Source organism: Helicobacter sp. MIT 05-5293, assembly GCF_000765665.2.
Lineage (GTDB): Bacteria > Campylobacterota > Campylobacteria > Campylobacterales > Helicobacteraceae > Helicobacter_C.
Genome location: NZ_JROZ02000001.1, coordinates 690277 through 716855, shown reverse-complemented (window position 1 = coordinate 716855; position 26579 = coordinate 690277). Strand labels below are relative to the sequence as shown.

The window sequence follows — 26579 nt, the reverse complement described above, 5'->3', positions numbered from 1 at the left end:
ATAACTAGCTTAACTTTCACTAGGCTTTTTAGGATAACAAAAGCGATAACCTCTGCGACGCACGGTTTCAATCGTGCTGATATTCAAAGGCTTATCCATTTTTTGCCGAATCTGATTAATAGCTACTTCAATAACATTAGGGGTTACGAGCTCGGGTTCTTCCCAAATCGCATCAAGCAATTGTTCTTTGGATACAATCTGGTCGCGATGACGCGCAAGATGTGTAAGCACTTCAAAAGGCTTACCTTTAACTTCAATTTCTTGCCCTTTATAAGTAATCTTTTCTTCATCGGGATTAATCACCAAATCTTCAATTTCAATCATACTTGTTCCCCAAAATCGCAAACGCGCTTGGATTCTGGTCAGAAGGACATTAAAATCAAAAGGTTTTTTGATAAAATCATCTGCACCATTTTTAAATGCACAAATCTCATTTTCAGGCGTATCTTTTGAAGAAAGAATAATCATGGGAGTGCGAGGAGACTTTTCCTTCACTTGAGCAATAATATCAAGCCCACAACCATCAGGTAAATCCCAATCTGCCAAAACTAAATCATAGTTGCGAATACTGATATAGTATTCACCATCTTTTAGATTCTCCGCTATATCAGTTTGATAACTATGCTCATTAAGCACCTCGGATAGATTCTTGCATAACACAGAATCATCTTCAACAATCAAAACTCTCATTATATATTCCTCTCAAATTAACTTAAATTTAGCTTGAATTATAGCATATTTATAAAAATATTTTTCCAATTTTGAAACTTCTTGCACTTGAAGTCGCAAACATTGCCTTTTTCAACCAAAACAGACTATTTTTGACACTACAACGTTTCAAAGCATCGTTATCACTTTCTATTCTATTGATTCCTTGCTCCATTGTATAAAATACTTCATAACCAATGGTTTTTGCTGTGCGCAACAAACCGAGATTATAGCTACCATCAGGCCAAGCAAGATGCTTTGTTTCTATGCCTAATTTTTCTTTGATGATTTTCTTTGAAAGCTCAAGATCCTCATGCCATGGTAGTGAAACAATATTAGAAAATTGATAAGTATGCGTCATTGAACCAATACTAAAAATATCTTGCATTTTTTTTACTTCTTCCCAATTACACACCACCTCACGAGCATTTCTTAAAATGGTATTTTTACATTGTGAATGAGGCGTAGGCACATAATCTGCAGATCCCTTAGAGGCTTCATCAAGCCATTCTGTAACGAGAAATAAACCACCCTTAATCCAATAATGTTTCATAATAGGATAAGCATTTTCATAAATATCACGCCATGCTCCATCAAAAGTCAATAAAACACATCGTTTGGGCAATGATTTGGGATCTTTTTTAAACGCCAAAATATCATCAAGATGCAAAAAAGTATATTGTTTCTTTTGTAAATACTTAATATGTCTCTCAAACATCTCCACATCGACACTATAAGAATCTTGCATATTGCGGATATGCGTATAGCATAATATAGGGATACAATTCATAAGTAATTCACCAAAGACATCTGATTGATTCGACTTGTCGAAGCCAAAACAGCATTGTAATTTGTTGTGAGATTGGAGAAGTGATTGTAAGTTTCAGCAATATCCGTCCCAATCACATCACTTTTAATAGATTCTATCTGCACTCGCAAAACTTCATTCCTTCGTATGGTATTTTCAAAACTTCGGCTGTGAGAACCATTAAGAGCGATAATCTTTTCGATATGATCACTCAAATGCCTAAAAACCTCTAAGCCATTTTGAATCCCTTTGTTACGCATTTCGCTTGTATATTCTTCACCAAAGGCATCTGGACGATATACTCCGCTCCGCACTGCCCCAATAATATCATCAATCGTATTGAAAAAATCAATATCTGGCTGATCAATGACTAAGGCATTATTTGCATTGAAAGTCAAAGAAGAGCGATAATCACGAATAGCCTGTTCGCTAAAGTCATTCGTTGAGGCATCATAGAGCATAAATTTCATTCGTGAAACTGAACGCATTTCATCGTGAATCTCAATCCGACCATCTTTGGTTAAATACGCACTCACCTTGCCTTCAGTCTGTCTAATCAACCCTTCAAAAGCATTCTTACCCGCTTGAGTAGGCTCATCTTGGACTTGGACACCTTTATAAGCGTCCATTGCTTGATTACTATAATTGAGTGCGATATTGATTACATCAAGCAATTGCCGATAAGACACATCATCTGCTTTTGTTATCGTAACTGCTGGAGGTTCATCGTGTGGATTATAAAGCGGTATAAAAAATTCCGCTTGAGAATCTGCGTCAGTCGGGTCAAAATCCGCATTAGGAAGCACTAAAAATGATCCTTTATGATTACTAAACTCAATACGAGCATTCAATGGAATCCCGTTGTGGTCATTAAGATTTAGGTTATAAACCTGCCCATCTATGCTGCCACCTGCCACTTCTGAAAGCTTTGTTTCGTCATTTGCATAGCCCATTCCATTAGCGAGAATCTGCGAAACATTAGAAATAAGCTTTGAGCCTTGATTCTCAAAACTCACGCGATCGTATTCTGTTTTATAATCACTTCTTATACCTTTTGTCTCTAATCCATTACCATCAAGTGTCGTCAAAGAAAGGCTAAAACCACTTTCTCCATTATAAGGTGGATTCATCATATCACGATCTTTGTGTGTAACATTCATATCTTTCAATACAAGCTCACCTCGTATGATTTCACCCTCAATACGACCTCCAAAATGTTGCTTGATCATCGCAAGCACATCTTGCACTTCTAAATCATCATCAACATCAATACTTAAAGCTTCAATAGGCTCTTCATTAATCGTGCCATCATCATTATTAGGACGCGTTCCTGCAATGACAAGCGTTTGGACATCTTCTGCCAATACATCTTTCATCTTTGTAAGCAAAGTCGCAGGAAAATTATCTTTTGTCAAAAGCGTAGAAGGGAAAACAAGATTCCGATGGTCATAGGGGTCTTGGATTGCCTTAAGATTGCTTTGTGAAAATTCTCCCATAAAAGTGCTTTTTTGAAAGCTTGTTACTCTTGCTCCAAGTGCAGGTAAATCATCAATATTCTCAACATCTGTATCACTAGAAATAAGATTGAAATCTAAATTAGCATTACCGGGCTGAAGATTCCGAATCTCAATCTGACCCCAAAAATTTAAACTCACATCGACAAGTTTGTTTTTACTTGTATTACCAAATTCTTTGCCGATTTTGTCGAGCAAATCTTGCACTTTTGTAGCATTTTTTTCATTTTTATAACCCACATCAAACTCAAATTTACTCTTAAAAGAAGTGCCATCAGGGCGCACACCGCGCAAATAAAAATATTCTTTGCCGTTATTAGAAGTATCACTATCATCATCACCTAATAAATCACGCAAAGTATCGGTTGCCTTAATATAGACTTCTTCGGGAATATCACCTCTCCTGATTCTATCCATAATGTCATTGTTAAGCTTTGTTTGATTAAACTTACGGATATTTGTCGTGATGCTTTTATGATGATCAGAATCTCGCCCAAAAAAGAGTTCTTGACCTGTAACATTATAAGGGATAAGGTTATTATTGCTCACAAGTGCTTCTAAAGTCTCATTATTGCCCTTATAAGTGCCATCTGGCTCAAAAGGACGAATCTTTACATTACTTCCCGCAAAAAGAAACTCTCCACCAATAGAAGTATTAGCGATATTAATCATATGTTCTTTGAGCTTTTCTAAATCCCGTGCAATTGCTTCGCGTGATGTTGGCGAATGAATATCATTAGCTGCTTGAAGTAATTTAGTATTAAACTGCTCTGCTGTTAGCGAAAGATCTGCCAAAGCTTTATCGGTATTTAATGTGGAAGTATAAGCGTCATTACTCACATCAATCCCTTGATCAAGATTGATTTTTTCATATTCAAGTTTAAGATTCTGATTAAATACACTGCTGTCTTGATAACCATATTGAATCTTCAAGCCTGATGCGATTTTAGTGTTCATATCCATCAGCTTACTCTGCATCGTTCCTTGATAGTAATGCATTTGGTTATATTTTGTGCCAAATGTAACTCTCATAAACCTTCCTTCATCTCAAAATATCAAAACAAACTTCACTATATTTATATCGACATTTTCAAGCAAAAATAATACCTTAATTTACAAATCTAACGCAAAATTTCCAATGTTTCATTTTTTTGCTCATAAATAATCTTACTTTTGTCCCACTCACGCTCACCTTCTCGCTTTTTCACACCTTGCTTTGTGTCTTCAACACCTTTTTCATTGGTTTTTGGCGTTTGTGGTTTCCCACTCATTTTTATTTTTTCTTCGGAAGGGCTGACTTGGGTTGGGGCTTTAGGTGTGTTTTTAGATGTTTCCTTAAGTGGTTCTTTTTTGTGGTAAATAGTCGTAGAAGAGCCACCAAAACTGCTCGTGCTCTTTTCATAATTTGATTGACTTCCACCACCCATCACATCAGATTCACTTTTCCCAATCAATTCCTGTGGTATAGGCAAACGCTTGATTTTACCTGATTCTGAAATTTCCATAATCCCTAGCAATACGCCTCTTTTATGATCAATCATTAAAGTTTGATTAGGTTTAAGATTAAGCTCAATGCGAGCAATCGTCTCAAAATCTGTAATCATATTATCTGCCCGTAAGGTCATTACTCCTATAAAAATCATCAATAGGCATTGCTTTTTCATTGTCGATGTCCCTCTATGATTTAGACTTTAATGTTAAAATTATACCTTAATTTTTATCAAAAAGGATAGTAATGCAAACGATTTGCACTCAAGCAGCCCCTCAAGCGATCGGACCATACTCCCAAGCACAAATCCATAATGGCATCATTTATACTTCAGGGCAAATAGCCCTCACTCCACAAGGTGATTTTATAAATGGTGATATTGTGGCACAAACGACTCAAGTATTAGAGAATCTTAAGGCGATTTTAGAATCTGCTGGCAGTTCGTTGCAAAATGTCATCAAAACAACTGTGTTTCTTCAAAATATGGAAGATTTTGAATCTCTTAATCGTATTTATGCGCAATATTTTGACCCTCATAAACCTGCTAGAAGCACAATTGCCGTCAAAACTCTCCCCAAAAATGCTCTTGTAGAGATCGAATGTATCGCCATAGTGCAAAAATAATTTTAAATTAAGGATTGATATTAATGAAACTTTTAGGGAAAATCATCACTGCGCCTCTTGATTTTATTACAAAATATTTCAAGAGTTTAGTCTTTATTTTGATTCTCGTTTTACTCTTCGCTCCTAGTGACGATGAAGACATAATAAATCCCCCTAATCTTGCTAAGCTTTATCTCACAACACCTATTTTTGAAAGTGAGAGTTTTGAAGCGCAAATCGCGAGAATCAAGAAAAATAAAAGTATCAAAGGTGTTTTATTGATTATTGATTCTCCCGGTGGAAGCGTTAGTGCAAGCTTACAAGTCGCTGATATGATAAAAAATCTTTCGGCAGAAATACCTGTCGTTGCCTATGTGCAAGGTTCAATGGCAAGCGGGAGTTATTATGCGGGAATGTATGCGAATGAAATATATGCAAATAGAGGTGCGCTTATTGGGTCGATTGGGGTGATTTTTAGCAGTTATAATATCCAATCGCTAATGGATAAAATCGGTATCAAAGAACAAGGATTAAAGGCTGGGAGATTTAAAGAAGTAGGCACAAGCACGAGAGAATGGACAGAAGAAGAATATCAATACCTTGAGCAACTGATTCAAGAGCAGTATAAAATGTTTTGGCAAGAAGTCTTAAGTGTGAGAAAAAAACAATTAGTCAGCAAAAACTATGAAGACTTTGCTGAAGGTAAAATCTTCACTGCTCATAATGCGCTCAATCTCGGGCTGATTGATGGTATATCTTCCAAATCAGAAGCTATCTCAAAACTTTTAGAATTAAGCAAAGTCGAGAATCCAATTTGGCTCAAAAAAGATCGTTTCGAAAATTATATGGACAAATTCTTTGATTCTGCAAGCTCAAAGATTCTCTCTCTTACTATGCCATCATTAAAAGCTATAATGCAATGAATATGTCTTATATTATTTTAATCAGCTCACCTGACCAAAAAGGCTTGATTTATCACATTTCATCGGTTATTTATGATCTCGGATTAAATATCGAACGCAACGATGAATATGTCGATAAAGAAAACAAACATTTTTTTATGCGCACCAAAGTAGTAGGCGATGTCGATAAAGAGATACTCACAAAGCGACTAAAACAAATCTTGCCCCCTAATAGCTCTTTAAAAATCCAGCCTATGGCAAAAAAGCCTATTGTGATTCTTTGCACAAAAGAAAATCACTGCGTAGGTGATTTGCTTTTGCGTCATGATAGTGGAGAGCTAAACGCCTATATTCAAGCCATTATCAGTGATTATGAGATTCTTAAACCTCTTGCTCAAAAATTTGATATTCCATTTTTTCATATTCCCACAGCTAACAAAGACAGAAATACTCACGAGAACGAGATTCTAGCAGTGCTAAAAGACTTTGAAAGCGCGTATCTCGTCCTTGCAAAATATATGCGGATTCTCACAAGCTCCTTTGTCAAACATTTTGAAAATAAAATCATTAATATTCATCATAGCTTTCTCCCTGCATTTATTGGAGCAAATCCCTATAAACAAGCCTATGAGCGCGGTGTAAAGCTCATAGGTGCAACGGCACATTTTGTCAATGAGAATCTCGATGAGGGACCCATTATCACTCAAGATGTGATTCATATCAATCACAGCTACTCATGGCAAGATATGCAAAAAGCTGGGAGAGATATTGAAAAAATCGTGCTTTCACGCGCATTGCACCTTGCATTGGAAGATAGAATCTTTGTCCATAACAACAAAACAATTATTTTCTAGATTCTAAATTTTCATCTAGCACGTATTTTTGCTTTGATAAGTCTTACATTATTATAAATTCCACAAAGGGAGAATATGGCACGACACGAATACGAGCAAAAACTCGCACGAATGCAAAGAATAATGACTTTGCTTTATGACCCTGCCAATAATAGCGTGATTTGTGCTAAAGCACTTGCAGAAGAGTTTAATGTCAGCACAAGGACACTGCGCCGAGATGTAGAGATGATGGGCGATGCGTATCAATACCACAGAGATAAGATTTATTTTTATGACAATAAGGTTTCTCAACAACCCCAAGCCTCTCCCATTGCCTTGATGCTTTTAAAAAACTTTGCACAAAGTATGAGTGGGGAGATAAAAACGCAAATGCTTTCAATCCTCAATTCTTTAGAATCTTCCCCCGCGCATCAAGCATCAGATATATTTTTCACCCGCTCACATTTAGAGGAGATTACGCTTAGTTTGGATTCTATCTTATTGCTTCAAAAGGCGATTAAAGAGCATATTATCATTGGTTTTAAGTTTAAAAAAGATTCTGGCTATACAGAGCGAGAAGTGCTACCCCTAAAGATACTCAATTTTAGCGGTGAATGGTATATGCTAGGATTAGAATCTAGCAGTATTAAAAAATTTTATCTTAATAATATAAGCAATGTGCATACAATAAGACAAGGAGAAAGTATAGATGAAGAGGCTTTAGGGCGACTAGATAATGCGCTTAATGCGTGGTTTGTGCCAAATCGCAAACCATTTATGGTGCGATTATGGGTAGATTCTAAAGTAGCAAAATACTTTAAACGCAAGAAAATCTCCCCCAATCAACATTTAATCGAGCATAGCGATAAAAGCTTAGATATTACGCTTTACATTACCGACTTTAGGGAAATCGCTCCGCTTGTGCTGATGTGGATTCCTAGTGTCGTTGTGCTTGAGCCACAGGAATTAAAAGAGTTTATCCTTAAAAATGTAAGAGATTATCTCAAGCTTTTAGAATCTTAACTTAAGCTTGTATGAACTCTTCTACAAGCTTTCTGATTTTGGGAGCAGCATTGACAGCAGATTCTATAAAACACACATCAAAATATTCATCAAACCAGCTAGATTCTAGATTATTTAGCACAGATTTACCCGCATATCGGGTGAATTGAGCGACATTTAACACCTCCCCGCTTGTGCCAATACACACAAAAAGCCCATTTGCAACTTTAAGCTTTTCTAATTCATTATCGAGCGTGGCATAATAAGGTGCGTATTCACCAAACATCACAATATTATGACGCAAAGATTTTTTCCCGCACTTTTGACAAGTAAGTTTTGGCATAGCCTTATAGCCAATATTTGATACTTCCTTGCAAGATTCACAATACACTTCAGGCAAAAATCCATGCAAATGAATGACATCTTTGCACCCAGCGCGTTCTAGCAAATCATCTACATTTTGCGTGATGACTATCACTTCCTTTGGATAGTGCTCTTTTAAGTCTGCTATCATTCGGTGTGCGGCATTTGGAGAGACTTCGCCTAACTGAATGCGCCTTTTATCAAAGAAATCTAGCACCTTTTTTCTATCCTTTGCAAAGCCTTTAACACTGCATACTTGCATCACATCAAATTCTTCCCACAAGCCATCACTATCGCGAAATGTGCGTAATCCACTCTCTGCGCTAAGCCCTGCTCCGCTAAAAATCATCACGCGTTTTGTGTCATTCATCGCTGTCCCTTTTTATATATCTTTTTATAATAAATTATAAACTCATCTATATTATTTTTATAAAAATCTTGTAAATCATTATAAAAATAAAAGATTTGTAAACCAGGATTAATAAAAACTCTCCCTATCTCATTTTTAATAAAGAAGAACTCTGCTCTAGTCATAAAGATTCTTTTAGATTCTAATGTCTCTAATATACGATTTGTCCAATAATCTTTATAATCTATCCATTGTTTAGATTTTATATCATAGTGATGCTCCCAATCTCCCAGCCACGAAGTCTCTATAAATTCCTTTATAAGTGCTGCATTTTCTTCTTCGCTACCCTCTAAGGATTGAGATCCTAGCAAATCTTCTTGACTTGCTTCCCAACCCTCATCAATCACAGCCCTAAAAGCAAAATCATCGGGCAATATCTCTAAAACCTTACTTAATTGATGTTTATCCATCGTGTCTCCATACTTTTATGTCAGACTATCTAGCCTGACATATACTAAAGATATTACTTTGCTTTATAATTTTTAAGTTTATCATTAAACTCTTTAATCTTGCTATCATTTAAAAAAGCTTCCAAGGCAGATTCTGCTCCTTGCATAGAATTACTATCGCGACTAGGTCTATACCACCACTGATGTTTAAAACTAATACCTAGATATTCTTCAATTTTCTCTCGAATTTTCTTATTTTCTTCAGGGGATTTACTGGAATTTGGATAATTCCCAGTAAGTCGCACACCATATCCATTATTCTCATTCTTTTTGGTGTATTCGATACAAAAAACAAAATAATACTCCCCGCAATCTTTAGGCTTAATCACATAGGGATACAGCCAAACAACTCCACGGCTATCAACGTCCTCTACACCCTCAATGATTTCAAAGCCCTTTGCCTCTATCTCATCACTATATTTTTTCATAATTGCTTTGGAATATTCTTTGCAAATCTCCTCTTTCATGCCAAAAATATCCCACACTATTTCCAACTGATATTTCATATTGTTTGTATCTTTTGTCAAAAATTTTGCTAAACTCATCGTAGTATTCTCCTTTGTATTTGTGATAATTTGCACGACATCTTTATAAAATGCAAGTGCAGTATTAAGGTTTGTAATGCAACCCACTTTTTGCTTGGCTAAGTCTATCCATTTAAGTATCTCTTTATTATATGAGACTGCGTGAAATCGCACTTTGTCTCCATCTCTTTCAAGGTAGTCTCCTTGTATTTTCCATTCACCAAGACTATCTTGTGAGGGCATTCTTTTATTGTTTTTATTTGGCTGCGGGGCGAGATACAGCACTGCAATATCCTCATACGACACATTCTCACCATTGTCATCTTGAGCGATTGTCTCAATATATCGCTGGATTTGTTTCTCTTGATCCCCAGCCCAAATCTTATTTTCCACGATAATATGCCTTTGCCCATTAGTGATGTATATATCAATATGATTATACTCGCTATACACATCTGCATGGCTCGTATTGCCAAACCACTCTTTTAATCCCTCATCTTTTGATGCCTTAGATTCTGAACACTTATCAATGGCTTCTAAAAAGCTCTCTAAAAATACATCGCCTTGATAGTGATTATTATGCGGATTTAAAAACCCACAAAGCAGCGCACTATGGAGCTTGACTTCATTCCTTGCACTCCGCATCTCAAGGTAAGGATTAAAGTCATTATTCCCGCGTCTTTTGTGAATCTCTGCTTTTTGCTTAAAATCCTTTGCTTTTTTGAAGAAAACATTATATTTCTCTTCTTTCACTTCTTCCATAGCTCCTCCTTAAATAAAATTAACACAACATCGTATCAAAAAAAAAAAAAACGCAACACCCTAAAACCCTACGCGTTTATCGCCCTTAAGGGAATCTTTAAGCTTAGATTCTGCCTTAAGTTTTTCATAGAGGTTTTGTGAAAATTGCATAGATTCAAATCGCGCACTTCTTGCGATAAGAGCAAAATCCCCAAAGCAAATATTATCTAGCGATGCTAATGCCCCTTTGCCCTGCGTGGATTCTAAAAACTCCGCATAATCGCCAATACCCAAATGCTCCGCATAGAGCTTAAATGCTTTACAAAGCCTAGCAAAATCAAGAGGCTTAAACGCTATTTTCATATCAAATCTCCGAATGCTTGCACTATCTAAATTATCCATAAAGTTTGTCGTAGCGATAAAATACCATTAAAACTCTCCATTTGTGTGAGCATTTCATTTACTTGCGTTACTTCCCAACTCATATAAGCCCCGCTTCGATCTTGCAAAAAACTATCCACTTCATCAAACACCAATATCGCTTCTTGCTTACTTGCCTCCATAAAGGCTTTTGCGATGTTTTTCTCCGTGCCACCTACATACATAGAGAGCAAATCACTCCCTCTTTTAAGGATAATTGGTTTATCTAGCTCTTTTGCTAGGGCTTTGGCAAATTCACTTTTTCCACTCCCAGCCATACCATAGGCTAAGATTCTCACACTTTGCTTATGTCCGCTCTCACTCTTTGATATATTTTTTATCTGCTCACACAAGACTTTCATATCCATACTTGCATTGATCAAACTCATATCATAAGGCAAGGGTTGCTCTTTTGTGAGAGTGATAGCCTTTGCCCCGCTAAGCTTTAGATGCTCATTAAGCACTTGGACAAAGCTCTCTGTAATGGTTGCTTTCCGCTCTTTTGCCCTGTGTGTAGAATGCTGTGCCAAAGTCTTTGCTACCTTACAAGCATTGAGTAACACACCTTGAGAAAGGCTTGATTCAGAGATTTGTGTAATGATGTGTGAATCAAGGCTTATTCTTTTTGCCTTAAGGCTTTTTTCTACAATGGCTTTCTTTTTATCTTTTGGCGGGGCTGTTATTTCTAGCACAATATCAAATCGCCGCAAAAATGCCGGGTCAATATCAGCACTATTGCTAAGAAAAATACTAGGGATTTTCACAGATTCTAAAAGCTTATTGATGTAATTTTTCTTTAATGAAGCACGAACCAAAAAATCATTATACCTTGAAAAAATATCCTCACATTCATCAAGTAAAACCATATGCTTTTGGGCATCTAAAAGCTTTTGTGCGATAAAAAACCGCTCTTCTTTATCCCTTTTAGATTCTCCATTTTCATCAATATCTGTAATCTCCCATAGCTCTTTATTTAACTCTTTTGCTAAAAGGGCAGTGATTTCATTTTTGCCAACACCCGGTTTGCCATAGAGGAAAATACTAGGATTTGTGCTATTTTTACAATAATTTAAAAGCATATCCAAATCCTTTTTCATATAGGCAAAATCCCCATACTCAAGCTTGCTTTTAGGACAGATTCTCGCAATCCTTGAGACTATCTCCTTTTTACTCAAAGGTTCAGATAATATATCGTCAGCAAAGCTTGTAGGCTCAAATTGAAACCGACTATTTGATTCCAAAAACCCAAAAGAGCGGAGTTTGCCTTGAGGTGAAAGAATGCGTCTCATCTCGCTTCTTTTAGTGCAAAAAAATGACGATAAAAATGACAACACTTCATTATATGTGCATTTTTTATCAAGTAAGGAATTATCTTCAACAACACTAAAAAACATTAAAGCCTGCGTCTCAAGCTCACTAAGTCCAAAATACTCCCGCAAAAGCTTAAAGTTTTTGTTTAAAAAACTTGGAATCTTTAGCTTGCTAAAATGTTGTTTAAGCAAAGGCAACACAAGGGATAAATACTCACGCACATCATCATTATCATCTAGTTTTTTACTGAAATGCTTCCTAAATAATTTCACAATGACGCATATATCCGCCTTATAAGGGAGTAGCTCATATAAAGCTAATCCAAAAACTTTTTTATTATGCTCTACATCATTGATGATAGGCTTAAATGGCAAAAAATCTTGCAAAGTCTCTTCTATTTCTGTTTCTATGAATCGTCCTCTTTTTTTTAATCTTTTGACATTTTTTCTTGTATTTTTGTCATAACCCATTCTCTCTCCTTTGCAATACGATAATGAAGTTATACCAAAGCCTTTTGACAACATTATGACAAAATACTATGATTGAGAAATTTTCTATTCTGTAAGCAAATCCCTAAAATAGAATATTTAGGGATCAAAGAAAGGCATTATTTTGCAGATTCTATAATCCTAACCTCTTCTTCACTTAAATGATACAACTCATACACCAAAGAATCAATGCGAGATTGCAATTCTTGGCTCATTTCTTTGGCTAAAATCTCATCGACTAAAGCGATAATAGAATCTGCGATGCTTTGATTAGATTCTGTGATTTTGGGGATTGGAAGCGACTTTTGATGTTCGGGATAGAAATGCAATCCATCATGCAAAAGCTCTTTGACATAAAATGCAATGAGTTTGGAGTTTAGCACACCTTGCAAAAACTTCAAATCATACCGCTTAGATAAGGCGATTTTGCTATCACTTATCAACTTTTTAGGGCTGGTGTGCGTGGCATTGACTAAATCTTTCCAAAGGACAATGCAGCACATAGAATCATTACAGAATCTTCCCTTATCATCATAGACAAAATTAATGAAATCAGTATTGCTTAAAGTCCGCCCACACATGAGTTTTGCAGGGGTGAAAAGCTCTTCAAACATTGCGTTGTAGATTCTATCTTTTTGGTAGTCAAGATAATGATGCGTGTGAATCTTATAGGGTTTGATAAAGTCGGATTTCGCCTCTATGTAGGGCTTGGCATTCCCTATGGGGGATTGATGTATCAAATCTTTTTTCTTTAAATAGGGGTGCTTTGCATTGCCACAAGGGCGCACGCCATAGCTTACAAACGCGATTTGCTCTAGTTTGTAGGATTGCACCTTGATAGATTCTAAAAGGCGATATTTTTCTTGCGTGAGTGTGAGGCGAAAATTACATAACGCTAAGGATTTAAAACTCTCTTGATTAATAGGCTTAAAGTCTATTGCTTCAAAGCCCATATAATCCCACTTATGCTCTATATTTTTGCTTTTAATCAAATTATTTGACACATAATCTTTAGAGGCAAGAGCTATGCAAGTATCGACATTTGCGCTTTTGAAGACATTGATATTAAAGTTAATCAGTTTGCAAAGTTTGTTTTGCAAAAATAACTCTCTTAGCTTCAAGCCATACTCTTGAGAGAGGAATTTATTAGAAGTGATATAGCCCACCACGCCCTTATTTTTTAGAATCTTAAAGGCAAGCTCATAGAAAAACACATAAATATCTGTCTTTTTATGGGCTGTTTGGAACAAATGGCGATTATCCTTAATGACTTTAGGCATATTTTCTGATGAAATGTAGGGAGGATTACCAATGATAATATCAAAGCCTGTATTTTCAAGCGATGGGTTCTTGTCAGTATTTGAGGTAGAATCTCTCATTATTTTTTGCTCCTAATTGCAACCTTTAAAGTTTGGAGTATAAAAAATAATGATTGAAAGCATCATAAAATTTTAACCAAAGTGTAGATTCTATGTGTTTTTAGAAACTACTTGAAACATTGTTTGGAACAAAATTTTCAAACCAGCTTTAAGCACATTTTAGATACAATCCCACCTAAAATTCAATCAACATAAGGACACACTATGCCCAAACGCACTGACATTCATACAATTCTCCTCATCGGCTCTGGTCCTATTGTCATCGGGCAAGCTTGCGAGTTTGACTATTCAGGCACACAGGCAGTCAAAACACTCAAATCTTTAGGCTATAAAGTTGTCCTTATTAATTCCAATCCTGCTACAATTATGACAGACCCGGATTTTGCTGACCGCACCTATATTGAGCCAATCACTGAAGAAGTCATTGCTAACATCATTAAAAAAGAAAAAATCGATGCTATTTTGCCCACAATGGGCGGACAAACCGCGCTCAATGTCGCAATGGCAATGCACGAAAAAGGTATGCTTGAGGGTGTAAAATTTCTCGGCGCAAATCCGGAGGCAATCAAAAAAGGCGAAGACAGGCAGGCTTTTAAAGAAGCGATGCTCAAAATCGGTATGGATTTACCCAAATCGCGTTACGCCTACACCGAAGATGAAGCCCTCAAAGCAGCAAAAGAAATCGGATTCCCTCTTATTATTCGTGCGAGCTACACACTAGCAGGAGGTGGTAGCGGTGTAGCTTATAATATTGATGAGTTTAAGGCTGTGGCAAAAAATGGCTTGGAAGTCAGTCCGATTAATGAGATTCTGATTGAAGAATCATTGCTCGGCTGGAAAGAATACGAAATGGAGGTAATCCGCGACAAACACGATAATTGCATTATCGTTTGTAGCATTGAGAATCTCGACCCAATGGGTGTGCATACAGGAGATTCTATCACGATTGCCCCTGCACTCACCCTTACAGATAAAGAATACCAAAGAATGCGCGATGCAAGCTTTAAAATCTTACGCGAAATTGGCGTAGATACGGGCGGAAGCAATGTGCAATTTGCGATTAACCCCCAAAATGGCAGAATGACCGTGATTGAGATGAACCCGCGCGTTTCGCGAAGTTCGGCACTTGCGAGCAAAGCCACGGGTTACCCGATTGCCAAAGTCGCGACAATGCTTGCTGTGGGCTTTAGCCTTGATGAGATTAAAAATGACATCACCGGCACACCGGCAAGCTTTGAACCTAGCATTGATTATATCGTTACCAAGATTCCACGCTTTACTTTTGAGAAATTCCCTAAGGCAGATTCTACACTCACCACAGGCATGAAGTCTATCGGTGAAGTAATGGCGATTGGCGGGATATTTAAAGAATCTTTGCAAAAAGCAATGTGTAGTCTTGAAATAGGAATCTTTGGATTCAATAAAATTTCACAAGATTTGGATTTAATCAAAAAAGAAATCCGCCGTCCAAATGCTAACCGCCTACTCTATGTCGCAGAGGGCTTTAGACAAGGAATGAGTATTAATGAAGTGCATGAGTTAAGCAAGATTGATCGGTGGTTTTTAAATGAAATCTATGAAATCATCGCAGCAGAAAAAGACATTACAACTGAAATTTTGAGTAACCCCGACCTTATGCGCAGAATCAAAAGCTATGGTTTTAGCGATAAGATGATTGCTTATCTACTCAAAAGTAATGAGAATCTCGAGATGAGCGAGAGTGAAATCTATCAAGCGCGTATGAATCATGCTATCAAACTTGAATATCGCGAAGTCGATACTTGTGCAGCAGAATTCCCTAGTCTCACGAGCTATCTTTACTCAACCATTGGCAATTATCAATCCTTGGCAACGCCTTTACAAAATCAAGATTCTCAAAACAAGGTTTTAATCATCGGTGGAGGACCTAATCGTATCGGGCAAGGGATTGAGTTTGATTATTGCTGTGTGCATGCGAGTTTTGCACTTAAGGATTTAGGTGTGCAAAGTATTATGTATAACTGCAATCCCGAAACCGTTAGCACTGATTATGACACAAGTGATGTGCTGTATTTTGAACCCATTGACTTTGAACATGTGCGCTCCGTAATTGAGCGTGAAAAGCCAAATGGTATTATCGTGCATTTTGGGGGGCAAACACCACTTAAACTCGCACATTCTTTAAACAAAATCAATGGTAAGATTATTGGCACTTCCGTGAAAGCCATTGATATTGCTGAAGATAGAGAAAAATTCGCTCAATTTGTCAATGAATTAGGTTTGAATCAGCCTCAAAATGGTATTGCTTTTGAAAAAGAGCAGGCCTTTGCGATTGCCAACAGAATCGGTTTTCCGGTGCTTGTGCGTCCAAGCTATGTCTTAGGCGGACGTGCGATGAGAATCGTATATGGTGATAATGATCTTAAAGCCTATATGGACGAAGTCATCGCTGTAAGTGATAGTGCGCCTGTGCTCATTGATAAGTTTTTAGAGCAGGCGACAGAATTTGATGTAGATTGCGTGAGTGATGGCAAAGATGTCTATATCGGCGGGATTATGGAGCATATCGAAGAAGCTGGGATTCATAGTGGGGATAGTGCAAGCTCACTTCCTGCAGTGAATGTCTCTCAAGAGATGCTCAATGAGATTATTGACACAACGGCAAAAATTGCTCTAAAACTTGGTGTCATAGGGCTTATGAATGTGCAATATGCAATTTCTGAAAACAAGCTTTATTTGATTGAAGTCAATCCGCGCGCTTCACGCACCGTGCCTTTTGTAAGCAAAGCCACAGGGATTCCTCTAGCAAAAGTGGCTACAAGGGTTATGTGGCATCATTCTATTGAGCAAAAAACAAACCAAGAATCTAATCATTCCACACTCTCAACAGACAAATCTCAAGGTGTCTTAGAAGAAGCGTTAGCTTTTTATGATAAATACAATATGATTCGCAAACACAAAAGCTTCTTGATTGATCAAACATCACACATCATTTATGAGCCTAAAAATACACATTATTGCAGCATTAAAGAATCTGTTTTTCCTTTCAATAAATTACCCGGAGCAGACTTATCATTAGGACCAGAAATGAAAAGCACCGGTGAAGTTATGGGTATTGGCAAAAGCTTTGGGATTGCTTTTGGCAAAAGTCAATTAGCTTGTAAAAATGCCTTGCCGAAAGTTGGGCAAATTTTTCTCTCTCTAGCAGATCAAGACAAAAAATTGGGCATTGAATTGGGTAAAAAACTAACCGAGCTTGGCTTTGTTGTATGTGCGACTGAAGGGACATATCATATCTTAAATGAACATCAAATCCCTGCAAAACATATTTTGAAAGTCAGTGAAGGACGACCTAATATCATTGACTTAATGACAAATGCTCAAATTGATCTTGCTATCAACACAAGTGATCATTCTTCCAACAAAGAAGACACGCTTTTGATACGGACACAGATTATCAAAAATGCTATTCCATACTTTACGACTTTATCCGCAGCACAAGTCGCTTTAGAGGCTATCAAACAAATGCGTGAAAACAACATTGATGAGGCTTATGCCTTGCAAGATTACCTCCGCAAACAATGAGCAATATGAGCAATCGCCTCAATGGCTTTGTCGATTTCTTCAGCAGTATTAAATGCTCCTATACTGATTCTCACACTCCCTCCTAATGCAAAACTTCCGATACTTTTATGGGTTAAAGGTGAGCAATGTAACCCTACGCGTGTGAGTATGCCAAATTCCTGATCAAGTCGCAGTCCCACTTCTGAAGGTGAGAATCCTTCAATATTAAAAGCGAGTGTGGCTAAATGAGATGCGCAAACATCATATATCTTTATATTTTCAAGAGAGAAAATTCCCTGATAAAGCTGATTCCAAAGTGCCATTTGAGAGGTGTGAATCTTCTCTAAACCTTGTTGATTAAGCCATTCAATCCCAGCATAAAGCCCGGCAATAGCACACATATTTGGTGTGCCACATTCATATTTATCAGGCAATTCAATGGGGTGTTCGATATTTTCACTTCTTGAGCCACTACCCCCTTGCATAAAATGATCAAGCATCTCTTCATCAAACGCAGGATTCAAACTGATAAATCCTAAACTACTAGGAGCATATAATCCCTTATGACAAGAAGCACAAATAATATCCGCTTGAGCTGCTAAAACTTCTAAACTCCCTATGGCTTGTGAGGCATCAAGCACCATCAACACGCCATATTGATGCGTCAGCTCACGCAAGGTTTTTATGGGAAGCACCGCACCTGTAACATTATTAGCATAAGTGCAGACTAATACCCTTGCATCTTTTAATTCTTGTTCGAGAGAATCCAAATCAATCTCACAAAAAGGAGAAGATTCTATAATATGGATACGAATATTCCTGCGTTGGCTTAATGTATGCAAAGGGCGAATCACGCTATTATGCTCTAAAGCTGTGGTAATCACTTTGTCATTAGGTTTTAAAAGTCCATAAAGCACCGCATTAATAGCACTTGTAGCATTAGAAGTAAAAATAATGCGTCTCTCGTCTTCTTGTTTGATGAAATTTGCCAAAGCCAAGCGCGTTTCATAAAGCAAACGCCCTGACTGGATTGACAAACTATGCGCACTCCGACCCGGTGTCGCACCGATATGTGTTAAAAAATTGCTTACCGCATCAACCACACATTGTGGTTTAGGAAAACTAGTCGCAGCATTATCTAAATAAATCACTGACCGACCAAAAGCATAATAGCGACATCACTGCCGATTTGCATTCCCTGTGTGGCATAAATTTCTTTAATCACTCCGTCCATTGGTGCAAGCACTTCATTCTCCATTTTCATTGCTTCGACAATCGCAAGAGTATTGCCTCGTTTGACTTTATCACCTACTTTGACTTTGATTTTTGTCAATGTGCCCGGCATAGGTGATGTAGCGTGTCCGGGAGCTGTTGCTTGAGGCAAAGAACCTGTTTTATGCTCTTTGATAGGCTTATTTTCTGATGTCTGATCTGTCGCCTCGACAAAAACCTCCTTTAACTCCCCATCAATGCGTATAAAGAAAGGACGCACATCGTCTGTTTTCTCTCCACTTCCCTCAACTTTGATTTGATAATGTTCCCCATTGACAACGATTTCAAACTCTTTGGGCAATTTTGCATCATTTTTATCCTCAAAGACTTCCAAAGATTCGGGTTTAAGCGCATTTGCATTGCGTTCTTCTAAAAAAGTTTGCGCAATTGCACCAAACATTGCATACGAAACGACATCTTGCTCACTTCGTGCAAATGCTTTACTCTCTTCTCTTGCACGAGGCATTTCAGGCTCAAGCAAATCCGCAGGACGAACATCAATCACCTTTTCTCCTTGTGCTAAGACCTTCTTTTTGAGTTCTGCACTTGTTGGTGCAGGTGTCTTACCATAAAGCCCTCTCATCACATTGCGTGTTTCTGTCGTGATAGTTTTGTATCGCTCACCCATAAGCACATTAAGCACTGCTTGAGTGCCCACAATCTGACTTGAAGGCGTAACCAAAGGCACATATCCAAAATCTGCCCGCACATGAGGAATCTCTTTCATCACATCGTCCATTCGATCAAGTGCATTTTGCTCTCTTAGTTGATTTGCCATATTAGAAATCATACCACCGGGAATCTGACTGACAAGCACGCGTGTATCGATTTGATTATATGAAGATTCAAATTTCTTATATTTGCGTCTATTTTTACGCAAAATCTCGGCTGCTGCTTCCATTTTTGCCAAATCCAAACCTGTATCCCATTGTGTATCTTTCAAGGTAGCGACCATTGATTGTGCGCAAGGGTGGCTCGTGCCTTCACTTAAAGCCGAATTTGCCAAATCAAGCACATCAACACCTGCCTCAACTGCCTTAAGATGAGAACCAAAGGCAAAACCAGCAGTAGAATGTGTGTGCAAACACAAATACACACCTAACTCTTCTTTAAGTGCTTTGACCAATTCATAAGCTGCAAAAGGCGTAATCAATCCTGCCATATCTTTAATCGCAATAGAATCACAACCCATACTCACAAGCTCTTTTGCATAACTCACAAAAACTTTTGTTGTATGCACGGGCGAAGTTGTATAACAAATCGCTCCTTGCGCGTGTTTGCCATACTTCTTTACAGATTCTATAGATTTTTTGAGATTGCGTGCATCATTAAACGCATCAAAGATTCTGAAAATATCCATACCTGCTTCACTTGAAAGCCTAATAAAAGTCTCCACTACATCATCAGCATAATGACGATAACCGATGAGATTCTGTCCGCGTAAAAGCATTTGCAAAGGTGTTTTCACAAAAATCTTCTTCAATTCCGATAAGCGTTCAAAAGGATCTTCTTTGAGATAACGCAAACAAGTGTCATAAGTCGCGCCTCCCCAAACCTCTACACTATGAAACCCAATTTCTTCGAATATTTTTGCAGCCTCAAGCATATCACTTGTGCGCATTCTTGTCGCTAAAAGTGATTGATGTCCATCACGCAAACTATTTTCTGTAATTTTGATCATTATCGCACCTTTTCTCAATAGAATTTATTGATTGTATCTCATTTCTTTTTATAAAAACGAATCATCACTTTATTCTTGCACATCATAAGTTAAGATTGTAGCATTTTGAGTGATTTTTTCACCACGATAGCTTAAATGCGGTATATCTAAAGCCAAAAGCTCCCCGAGATTACTGATGTGATGAATGGCAAGTGTGCGTAAATAGACGCCACGATACCATTTTGCATAATGGCTTACTTTTTTACCATTTTTCAAAAAAACAATCTGATAATAATCTGAAGCGGATTTCTCACATATCGGATAAGCTTTTATATAAGCTTCAGCACGCAAATCTAGCACCATGCCTTGCGAAAATTCCTTATCAAGCAACACCTTAGTGTCTTGATAAATCTTTTTTAATCCAAAATCCCCAAAACCTTTTCCTTGATGCACATTATAATAAGGAACACACTCTTTAGCTCTAAGCACACCAAAAAGATTGCTAAAAATATACACATGTTTATACAAATAGTCTTTTGTTTTAGAATCTAGTTCTTCAAAACCCAAAGCCTTATAAGCCACGCCATTATAAAGTCGGATAGATTCTATCCTTGGTGCGTTGTAAAGATTCTGAAGCAATGAGAGTTCTTCTAAGTCAATTTTCTTACTTCCCAAAACAGCACAGATTTTCTCTTCACTTGCATTCTGAAGCATTGTCATATACGCCTTTAATGCCTTATCAGAGACAAAAGACAAATCAAAAAGTGAAGAGTTGTCTTTTTCTTGATACAAGGGGTAAATCTTCCCTTCACTCGGGCTAAAGAGAATCTTTAAATCCATAAGATTCTATAATCCAAACAAATACGCATAAGGTGAATTGGGATTAACAAAGGGTTTCAATTCTTCAAACCCCACCATAACATCAATTTCTCCTGCGACATAAGGGGCAATTTCATACAAACGCCACAAAAAATGTATCCCTTGTGAAGTGATAAAAAAGTTATGCGGCAATGCCTTAAGCGGTAGAACTTCATCAAAGAGTAACTCTTTGTAAAATGGCGTTTCAAGCTTTTGTGTGAGAATCTGTAATAATGCGTCTTTATTTGTCCCATCTAAACGCAATAAATCCCCAATATCATTAGACAATCGCTCTCCCGTCTCCAAAGAATAACTTTCCATTTCTGTGCTATACACCCCATGCGCACCGCCTCCATAGATATAATTAAAAACCTGCAAAGACAAAATACGAGAATCTATAAATTCTACGCCATAACTGTTCACATATTCGGTATCAACAATATATTTTTCTGCTTGAAATTTTTTAAAGTCTTTTTGTGTCAAAAGGGCAAGTTTATTTGCTAATTCTGATGTGTCTTTCGCACCCTCCGCAAATTGCTCATTGAGCTTTTCCAAAACCTTAGAATCAAGCATAGGATTCTTAGAAGCTAAAATAATAGGTCTTGTATAAGAAGAGTTAAAAGAGATAGGTAAATCCTCTTGAGTGGGATTTTCGAGTGATTGCGTTTCTTTCACATTGACAAAGCTCACTTCACGCAAAGGCATCGTATCATCTTGTGTGAAAATGAAAGTTTTCCCTTTCATACGACTTTTTTGCTCCCAATCCTTATTATTAAACTCCGAACCTAGCTCACTTTTCCACTCACCGCTAATCTTTAAGCGTCCTTTTTCATCTTTGGTGATAAAAAGTTTTTGCGAATCTATAGGTATAGATAAAAATTCATAATGATCCAGCTCCTCATTCCACACATTAGGCAAAACAATATAAACATACAAAGGCAAAGGCTGTGAATCTTCCCCATCATCACTATCAATCACAATCTCTTCAGTATCAGATTCTATCCCTGCAATGGGCTTATGCTCTTCGATTAACAAATAGCCAATCTGCTCCTTACCGCCTACTTTGCCCTTGAGCAAATAAAATATGGAAGTCTCTTTTTCTATACCCAATAATTCACGCACATAATGAGAATCTCTCGCTTGAGGAGCTTGTTTTTCTAATTTTTCTATTTCTATTGCCGTAGATTCTGAATCTTTAGAATCTCCACACGCCACAAAAGCTAAACCCAAACAAATTCCTAATCCTATATTTCTTATCGTTAAAAATAATGACATTCATACTCCTTAAATAATTATATTTTCTTTACCAATTTCGTGAAATAGCATGGCAGCTCACGCAACCTGCGAGAATCCTCCCATAAGCATCAGCACTCTTAATAAAATCTTTTTGCTTTAAAAAATACTCCATCACCTCAATATTATCTTGATTCCGGCTTACAATACCACTAACGACATTAATATCTCGTCTTTGCGATACACTCAAGTAAGTATGCGGATCAATTTTTTTGAGTTCCATATTAAGCGTTTTAAACTCCTTAAGCCCATCATTAATCCATTGAATATTATTATATAAATACCCCCTTTCCATAAGATTCATCGCATATTCCATATTTTGCATTAAATGCGTAATCAAAGAATTTTTCCCATAAAGTGTCGCTGTGGTCAAACATAATACCAAGATAATTTTTTTTATCATTGTTCCCTCCTTTATGTTGTAATGTAAAATTTATCATTCAAAAAGGCTTGTGCCAATGCGCACGAGATTTGCTCCATAAGCGATTGCGATTTCAAAATCCCCGCTCATTCCCATAGAAAGCGTTTTTGCACCCATTGCACGCACGCTTTCAAAGACATCACGCGTATCCTTGAAACTTTGCTCGACAAGTTTTCTGTCCTCTGTATTTGCCCCAATCGTCATAATGCCCTCTAAAGCGATATTAGGGCAAGATTTAAGAATCTGCTCATACACTTCTTTTGCAGATTCTACACTCACACCATTTTTGCTCTCTTCTCTTGAAGCATTCACTTGCAGCAAAGCCCTTAAAGTCTGCTCCCCTAGCCGCTTTTGGATCGCTTCGGCAAGTTTGAGAGAATCTATGCTATGCACCAATGCGGGGGCGCAAGATAGCATTGCATTAATTTTGTTTTCTTGAAGTTTGCCGATAAAATGCCACTCAATAGGCACTTGCGCACATTGCACACTTTTATCACGCAAATCCTGCACTTTATTTTCACCAAACGCCCTCTGTCCGCACTCATAGAGATCTAAAATATCTTGAACTTTTTGATACTTACTCACTGCCACGAGAGAGATGATTTGATGAGCATCGTAAGCCAACCTTGCCCGCTCGATTCGTCGAAGTATTCTCTCCAGATTCTGTGCAAATCTCATTTTTTCTCCTTATATCTATTGAGCAATACGCGCAATATCGTTATATAATCCTAGTAACATCAAAAACAATAAAATGCCCCAACCTACAAATGTCAAATAATACGCAATTTGCTCATTTGGTGGCTTTTTAGCAATCATTTCATAGCAATTAAACAAAATATGTCCGCCGTCCAAAGCAGGTATGGGTAAAAGATTGAGAATCCCTAGATTCACAGAAATCAACGCTACGAAAATAAAAAACCTTACCCAACCTTCTTGTGAAGCCTTACCAATGATAGAAACGATGCTGACTACTCCGCCCACTTCACTGCTTGGCACTGCTCCGCTGATAAGCTTGATAATCCCTTGTGCGATTAATGTGCTTGCCTTAAGTGTCTCATTAAGACCAAATGACAAACTTTCCAATCCTTGATAATGCACAATTCCTACGGCTCTTTGACTTGTGATACCAATCAGATTCCGATAAATAGGCTCACCAAAAACATTTTGCGCTTGAGAAATAATAGGCGTCAAGCTAACCTCAAGATTTTGCATTCCAAGATTCTGTGTGTCTCTCTCAATCTCTATCTTCAATGTATCTTTGGCATTGACAATTGCTGAATCAAGCTCTTCCCAAGTCCGAATCTTTGCTCCATTGATTGAGACAATGCGATCATTGGGCTTAATACCCGCTTCAAATGCAGGCATTCCGGGCTTGACCTCTCCCACTATCGGCAATAAGCTTGGCTTCCCTCCAATCCCTACTGCCACATAAAGCATAAAAGCTAAAATCAAATTAAATGCAGGACCTGCCAACAGAATTGCGATGCGCTGCATTGGCGTCTTAGAACGATAAGAATCGGATTCTAAAGAAGGCTTCAAAGATTCTAAGGGTTGCGTGTCGTCTTGCCCTTTGAGCTTGACATACCCACCTAAGGGGATCAATGAAAGGGCGTATTGCGTTTGTCCAATGCGTTTAGTGATGAGTTTTTTACCAAAACCGATGCTAAAGACTTCCACACGCACTCCACACATTCTTGCGACCACATAATGCCCTAATTCATGAAAGAAAACGAGAAAAGACAAAACGAGAAGTGCGATAAGAATCATTGATTCAAGCTCTTATAATATTTAAAAGTATAATCCGCCCCTGAATACAATGTCAGTATCACTGCAAGCCAAAGCAAAATCGTCCCACCGGGAAAAAAATCCGCAAGCAAAAAAGCAATGGCTGCAATCTGCATACCTGTTTTATATTTACCTGTCTTGCTTGCTGCTACACTTGTGCCGCTTCCTGCAACCATTACGCGTAAGCCTGTAATAAAAAATTCTCGACTTAGAATCAAAAACACCGCCCAAGGCGAAGCTCTCTCTAAAACAATCAATGCAATAAAAGCTGAAAGAATCAACATTTTGTCAGCTAAAGGATCAAAAACTTCACCAAAGCGCGAACCCAAATGATATACTCTTGCAATATACCCGTCAAAAAAATCCGTCAAAGACGCTATACAAAAAATCAAACAAGTGAGATAATTTACCCAACTATGATCAACATACGCAGGGAGAATCACCTCATAATGCAATGCCACAAAGAGTAATAAGACTGCCAAAAAAATACGCGAAATACTAAGAATGTTTGGTAAATGTTTCAAAACCTTGCCTTATGGATTCTTTAATTATTATCATTAAAATATTTGTTTTTGAAAATATTTTAGAAATTCTATAACGAAATCTTTAATTATAGGCTAAGTTTTGCGACTTTTTTGCTACAATCACAAAATATTTCGAGACTCATCATTCACTTTTACACATTTTAAAACGCAAGGAGGTTGTGCAATGATCAATATATTTAGCAGACAAGACGGACTTATTGTGCGTGAAAAATTGCAAAATATTCAATCAATCCCCCAAAAAATAGAGAAAATTTTATGGATTGACTTGTTCCAGCCCTCCGCTGAAGAAGTAAATTATATCTCTCAAACCTACTCGCTCAATGTGCCTACCAAAGAAGAAAGAGAAGAGATTGAGCAATCAGCGCGATATTGGGAAGATAGTAGCAGCATTACGATTAATACTTACTTTCTTGTGCGCTCTTCAGAGGGAGAGTTACACAATGAAACTATCACCTTTTTATTATGCAAAAATATTCTCTTCACAATTCGTTATAGTGAGTTTCGTGTGTTTGATGAGATTCAGCAAATCGTTCTTGCTACTCCAAAGGTTTTTGAAGATGGATTTGATCTCATCAGCAAGATTTTTGAGATTCGCGTAGAAAAAGATGCGGATTTGCTAGAAACTGCAGCAAAAAACACTCGTGCATTGCGCAAACGCGTCTTTAATTCTCAAGTGATTGATTATGAAGATATGCTTGAAGAACTATCCTCACTCCAAGAGCTTAATATGAGTGTGCGAGATTCTCTTTTTGATAAACGGCGCGCTATTACTGCTGTGTTAAAAAGTAACAAGGCTGATGCAGATGTGAAAAAAAACAATACAATCATTTTAAAAGACCTCAATTCACTCGTTGAATTTACCACCGTGAATATGAATGCGCTCGATAATATCCAAACGATTCTTACTAATCAAATCAATATCGAACAAAATAAAACGATCAAGCTCTTTACGGTCGTAACCGTGGCGATGATGCCTCCTACACTTATTGGGACAATCTATGGTATGAACTTCGAACATATGCCAGAATTACAATGGGAATACGCCTATCCTGTGGTGCTTTTGATTATGATTCTTTCCACAATCTTCCCTATCGTATATTTCAAGAAAAAAGGTTGGTTGTAGAATCTACACCCTACCTTTTACAACAATCAACGCTTTTAACGACCTCACGACCTTTTGTCTAGAATCTCACCAAGATTCTAACTTTTTAGAGATTTGATACCTTATGACACTTTAGACACTTAACATTTTTTGATTC

Annotated in this window: 24 protein-coding genes; 6 read left to right on the top strand and 18 right to left on the bottom strand. The window is 37.4% G+C overall.

Going from position 1 to position 26579, the window contains the following annotated elements; all coding sequences use genetic code 11:
• Positions 1-9: 9 nt before the first annotated feature.
• The 4 genes from hsrA to LS68_RS03650 form a co-directional block, all read right to left on the bottom strand.
• Entirely contained in the window at positions 10-690 is a 681-nt protein-coding gene (gene hsrA, locus LS68_RS03665; RefSeq protein WP_034372113.1) for a homeostatic response regulator transcription factor HsrA, read from the bottom strand.
• Positions 691-739: 49 nt separating this feature from the next.
• Positions 740-1498 carry a polysaccharide deacetylase family protein gene (locus LS68_RS03660; RefSeq protein ID WP_034372115.1) on the bottom strand — a complete coding sequence of 253 codons (759 nt, stop codon included), beginning with the start codon at positions 1496-1498 and terminating at the stop codon, positions 740-742.
• Complete coding sequence (gene flgL / locus LS68_RS03655) at positions 1495-4062, bottom strand: flagellar hook-associated protein FlgL (protein WP_034372117.1); 2568 nt, start codon at positions 4060-4062, stop codon at positions 1495-1497. The genes LS68_RS03660 and flgL overlap by 4 nt, the downstream gene beginning before the upstream one ends.
• 89 nt (positions 4063-4151) lie before the next feature.
• Positions 4152-4694: a hypothetical protein gene (locus LS68_RS03650; protein WP_034372119.1), complete on the bottom strand. Its 543-nt coding sequence runs from the start codon at positions 4692-4694 to the stop codon at positions 4152-4154.
• A 71-nt stretch (positions 4695-4765) separates the two neighbouring features.
• Between LS68_RS03650 and LS68_RS03645 the strand changes: the two genes are divergently transcribed.
• From LS68_RS03645 to LS68_RS03630, 4 genes are all read left to right on the top strand, one after another.
• Entirely contained in the window at positions 4766-5143 is a 378-nt protein-coding gene (locus tag LS68_RS03645; protein WP_034372121.1) for a RidA family protein, read from the top strand.
• Between the two features lie 23 nt (positions 5144-5166).
• Entirely contained in the window at positions 5167-6045 is an 879-nt protein-coding gene (gene sppA / locus LS68_RS03640; protein WP_034372124.1) for a signal peptide peptidase SppA, read from the top strand.
• A 2-nt stretch (positions 6046-6047) separates the two neighbouring features.
• Complete coding sequence (gene purU, locus LS68_RS03635; RefSeq protein WP_034372127.1) at positions 6048-6878, top strand: formyltetrahydrofolate deformylase; 831 nt, start codon at positions 6048-6050, stop codon at positions 6876-6878.
• A gap of 75 nt (positions 6879-6953) precedes the next feature.
• Complete coding sequence (locus LS68_RS03630) at positions 6954-7880, top strand: WYL domain-containing transcriptional regulator (RefSeq protein WP_034372130.1); 927 nt, start codon at positions 6954-6956, stop codon at positions 7878-7880.
• A 1-nt stretch (position 7881) separates the two neighbouring features.
• Here the strand turns inward: LS68_RS03630 and LS68_RS03625 are convergent, their stop codons facing one another.
• From LS68_RS03625 to LS68_RS03605, 6 genes are all read right to left on the bottom strand, one after another.
• A complete protein-coding gene (locus LS68_RS03625) occupies positions 7882-8592 on the bottom strand; it encodes a Sir2 family NAD-dependent protein deacetylase (RefSeq protein ID WP_034372133.1) in 711 nt (236 codons plus the stop codon).
• On the bottom strand, positions 8589-9005 hold the full coding sequence (locus LS68_RS03620) for a hypothetical protein (protein WP_138090977.1): 417 nt from the start codon (positions 9003-9005) through the stop codon (positions 8589-8591). The genes LS68_RS03625 and LS68_RS03620 overlap by 4 nt, the downstream gene beginning before the upstream one ends.
• Before the next feature lie 89 nt (positions 9006-9094).
• A complete protein-coding gene (locus LS68_RS03615) occupies positions 9095-10366 on the bottom strand; it encodes a PD-(D/E)XK nuclease family protein (RefSeq protein WP_034372139.1) in 1272 nt (423 codons plus the stop codon).
• 60 nt (positions 10367-10426) lie between these two features.
• Positions 10427-10708: a hypothetical protein gene (locus LS68_RS09775; protein WP_241993664.1), complete on the bottom strand. Its 282-nt coding sequence runs from the start codon at positions 10706-10708 to the stop codon at positions 10427-10429.
• Positions 10709-10734: 26 nt separating this feature from the next.
• Positions 10735-12546, bottom strand: a complete 1812-nt coding sequence (locus tag LS68_RS03610) for an ATP-binding protein (protein WP_241993663.1) — start codon at positions 12544-12546, stop codon at positions 10735-10737.
• A 137-nt stretch (positions 12547-12683) separates the two neighbouring features.
• The gene (locus LS68_RS03605; protein WP_138090974.1) at positions 12684-13943 is read right to left on the bottom strand and encodes an Eco57I restriction-modification methylase domain-containing protein; all 1260 of its coding nucleotides are present in this window, start codon (positions 13941-13943) and stop codon (positions 12684-12686) included.
• 204 nt (positions 13944-14147) lie between these two features.
• Between LS68_RS03605 and carB the strand changes: the two genes are divergently transcribed.
• A complete protein-coding gene (gene carB, locus LS68_RS03600) occupies positions 14148-17507 on the top strand; it encodes a carbamoyl-phosphate synthase large subunit (RefSeq protein ID WP_138090971.1) in 3360 nt (1119 codons plus the stop codon).
• On the opposite strand, the gene LS68_RS03595 is transcribed toward carB, so the two are convergent.
• From LS68_RS03595 to pgsA, 8 genes are all read right to left on the bottom strand, one after another.
• Positions 17489-18637 (bottom strand): aminotransferase class V-fold PLP-dependent enzyme, encoded by a 1149-nt coding sequence (locus LS68_RS03595; RefSeq protein ID WP_034372159.1) that lies wholly within the window; start codon positions 18635-18637, stop codon positions 17489-17491. The two genes, carB and LS68_RS03595, sit on opposite strands and share 19 nt — an antisense overlap.
• Positions 18634-20439 carry a sodium-extruding oxaloacetate decarboxylase subunit alpha gene (gene oadA / locus LS68_RS03590; RefSeq protein ID WP_034372157.1) on the bottom strand — a complete coding sequence of 602 codons (1806 nt, stop codon included), beginning with the start codon at positions 20437-20439 and terminating at the stop codon, positions 18634-18636. Before oadA ends, LS68_RS03595 begins: the two co-directional genes overlap by 4 nt.
• A gap of 69 nt (positions 20440-20508) precedes the next feature.
• Positions 20509-21258 (bottom strand): peroxide stress protein YaaA, encoded by a 750-nt coding sequence (gene yaaA, locus LS68_RS03585; protein ID WP_034372155.1) that lies wholly within the window; start codon positions 21256-21258, stop codon positions 20509-20511.
• 6 nt (positions 21259-21264) lie between these two features.
• Positions 21265-22551: a DUF3298 and DUF4163 domain-containing protein gene (locus tag LS68_RS03580; RefSeq protein WP_034372154.1), complete on the bottom strand. Its 1287-nt coding sequence runs from the start codon at positions 22549-22551 to the stop codon at positions 21265-21267.
• Positions 22552-22579: 28 nt separating this feature from the next.
• A complete protein-coding gene (locus LS68_RS03575; RefSeq protein ID WP_052100453.1) occupies positions 22580-22972 on the bottom strand; it encodes a hypothetical protein in 393 nt (130 codons plus the stop codon).
• Positions 22973-23005: 33 nt separating this feature from the next.
• Positions 23006-23668, bottom strand: a complete 663-nt coding sequence (locus tag LS68_RS03570) for a YggS family pyridoxal phosphate-dependent enzyme (RefSeq protein ID WP_034372152.1) — start codon at positions 23666-23668, stop codon at positions 23006-23008.
• A gap of 15 nt (positions 23669-23683) precedes the next feature.
• Positions 23684-24757, bottom strand: coding sequence for an RIP metalloprotease RseP (rseP, locus tag LS68_RS03565; protein ID WP_034372149.1), 1074 nt, complete (start codon positions 24755-24757; stop codon positions 23684-23686).
• The gene (gene pgsA / locus LS68_RS03560) at positions 24754-25299 is read right to left on the bottom strand and encodes a CDP-diacylglycerol--glycerol-3-phosphate 3-phosphatidyltransferase (RefSeq protein ID WP_034372146.1); all 546 of its coding nucleotides are present in this window, start codon (positions 25297-25299) and stop codon (positions 24754-24756) included. The genes rseP and pgsA overlap by 4 nt, the downstream gene beginning before the upstream one ends.
• 184 nt (positions 25300-25483) lie before the next feature.
• Between pgsA and corA the strand changes: the two genes are divergently transcribed.
• The gene (gene corA, locus LS68_RS03555) at positions 25484-26443 is read left to right on the top strand and encodes a magnesium/cobalt transporter CorA (RefSeq protein WP_034372143.1); all 960 of its coding nucleotides are present in this window, start codon (positions 25484-25486) and stop codon (positions 26441-26443) included.
• The last annotated feature ends 136 nt before the right edge of the window (positions 26444-26579 follow it).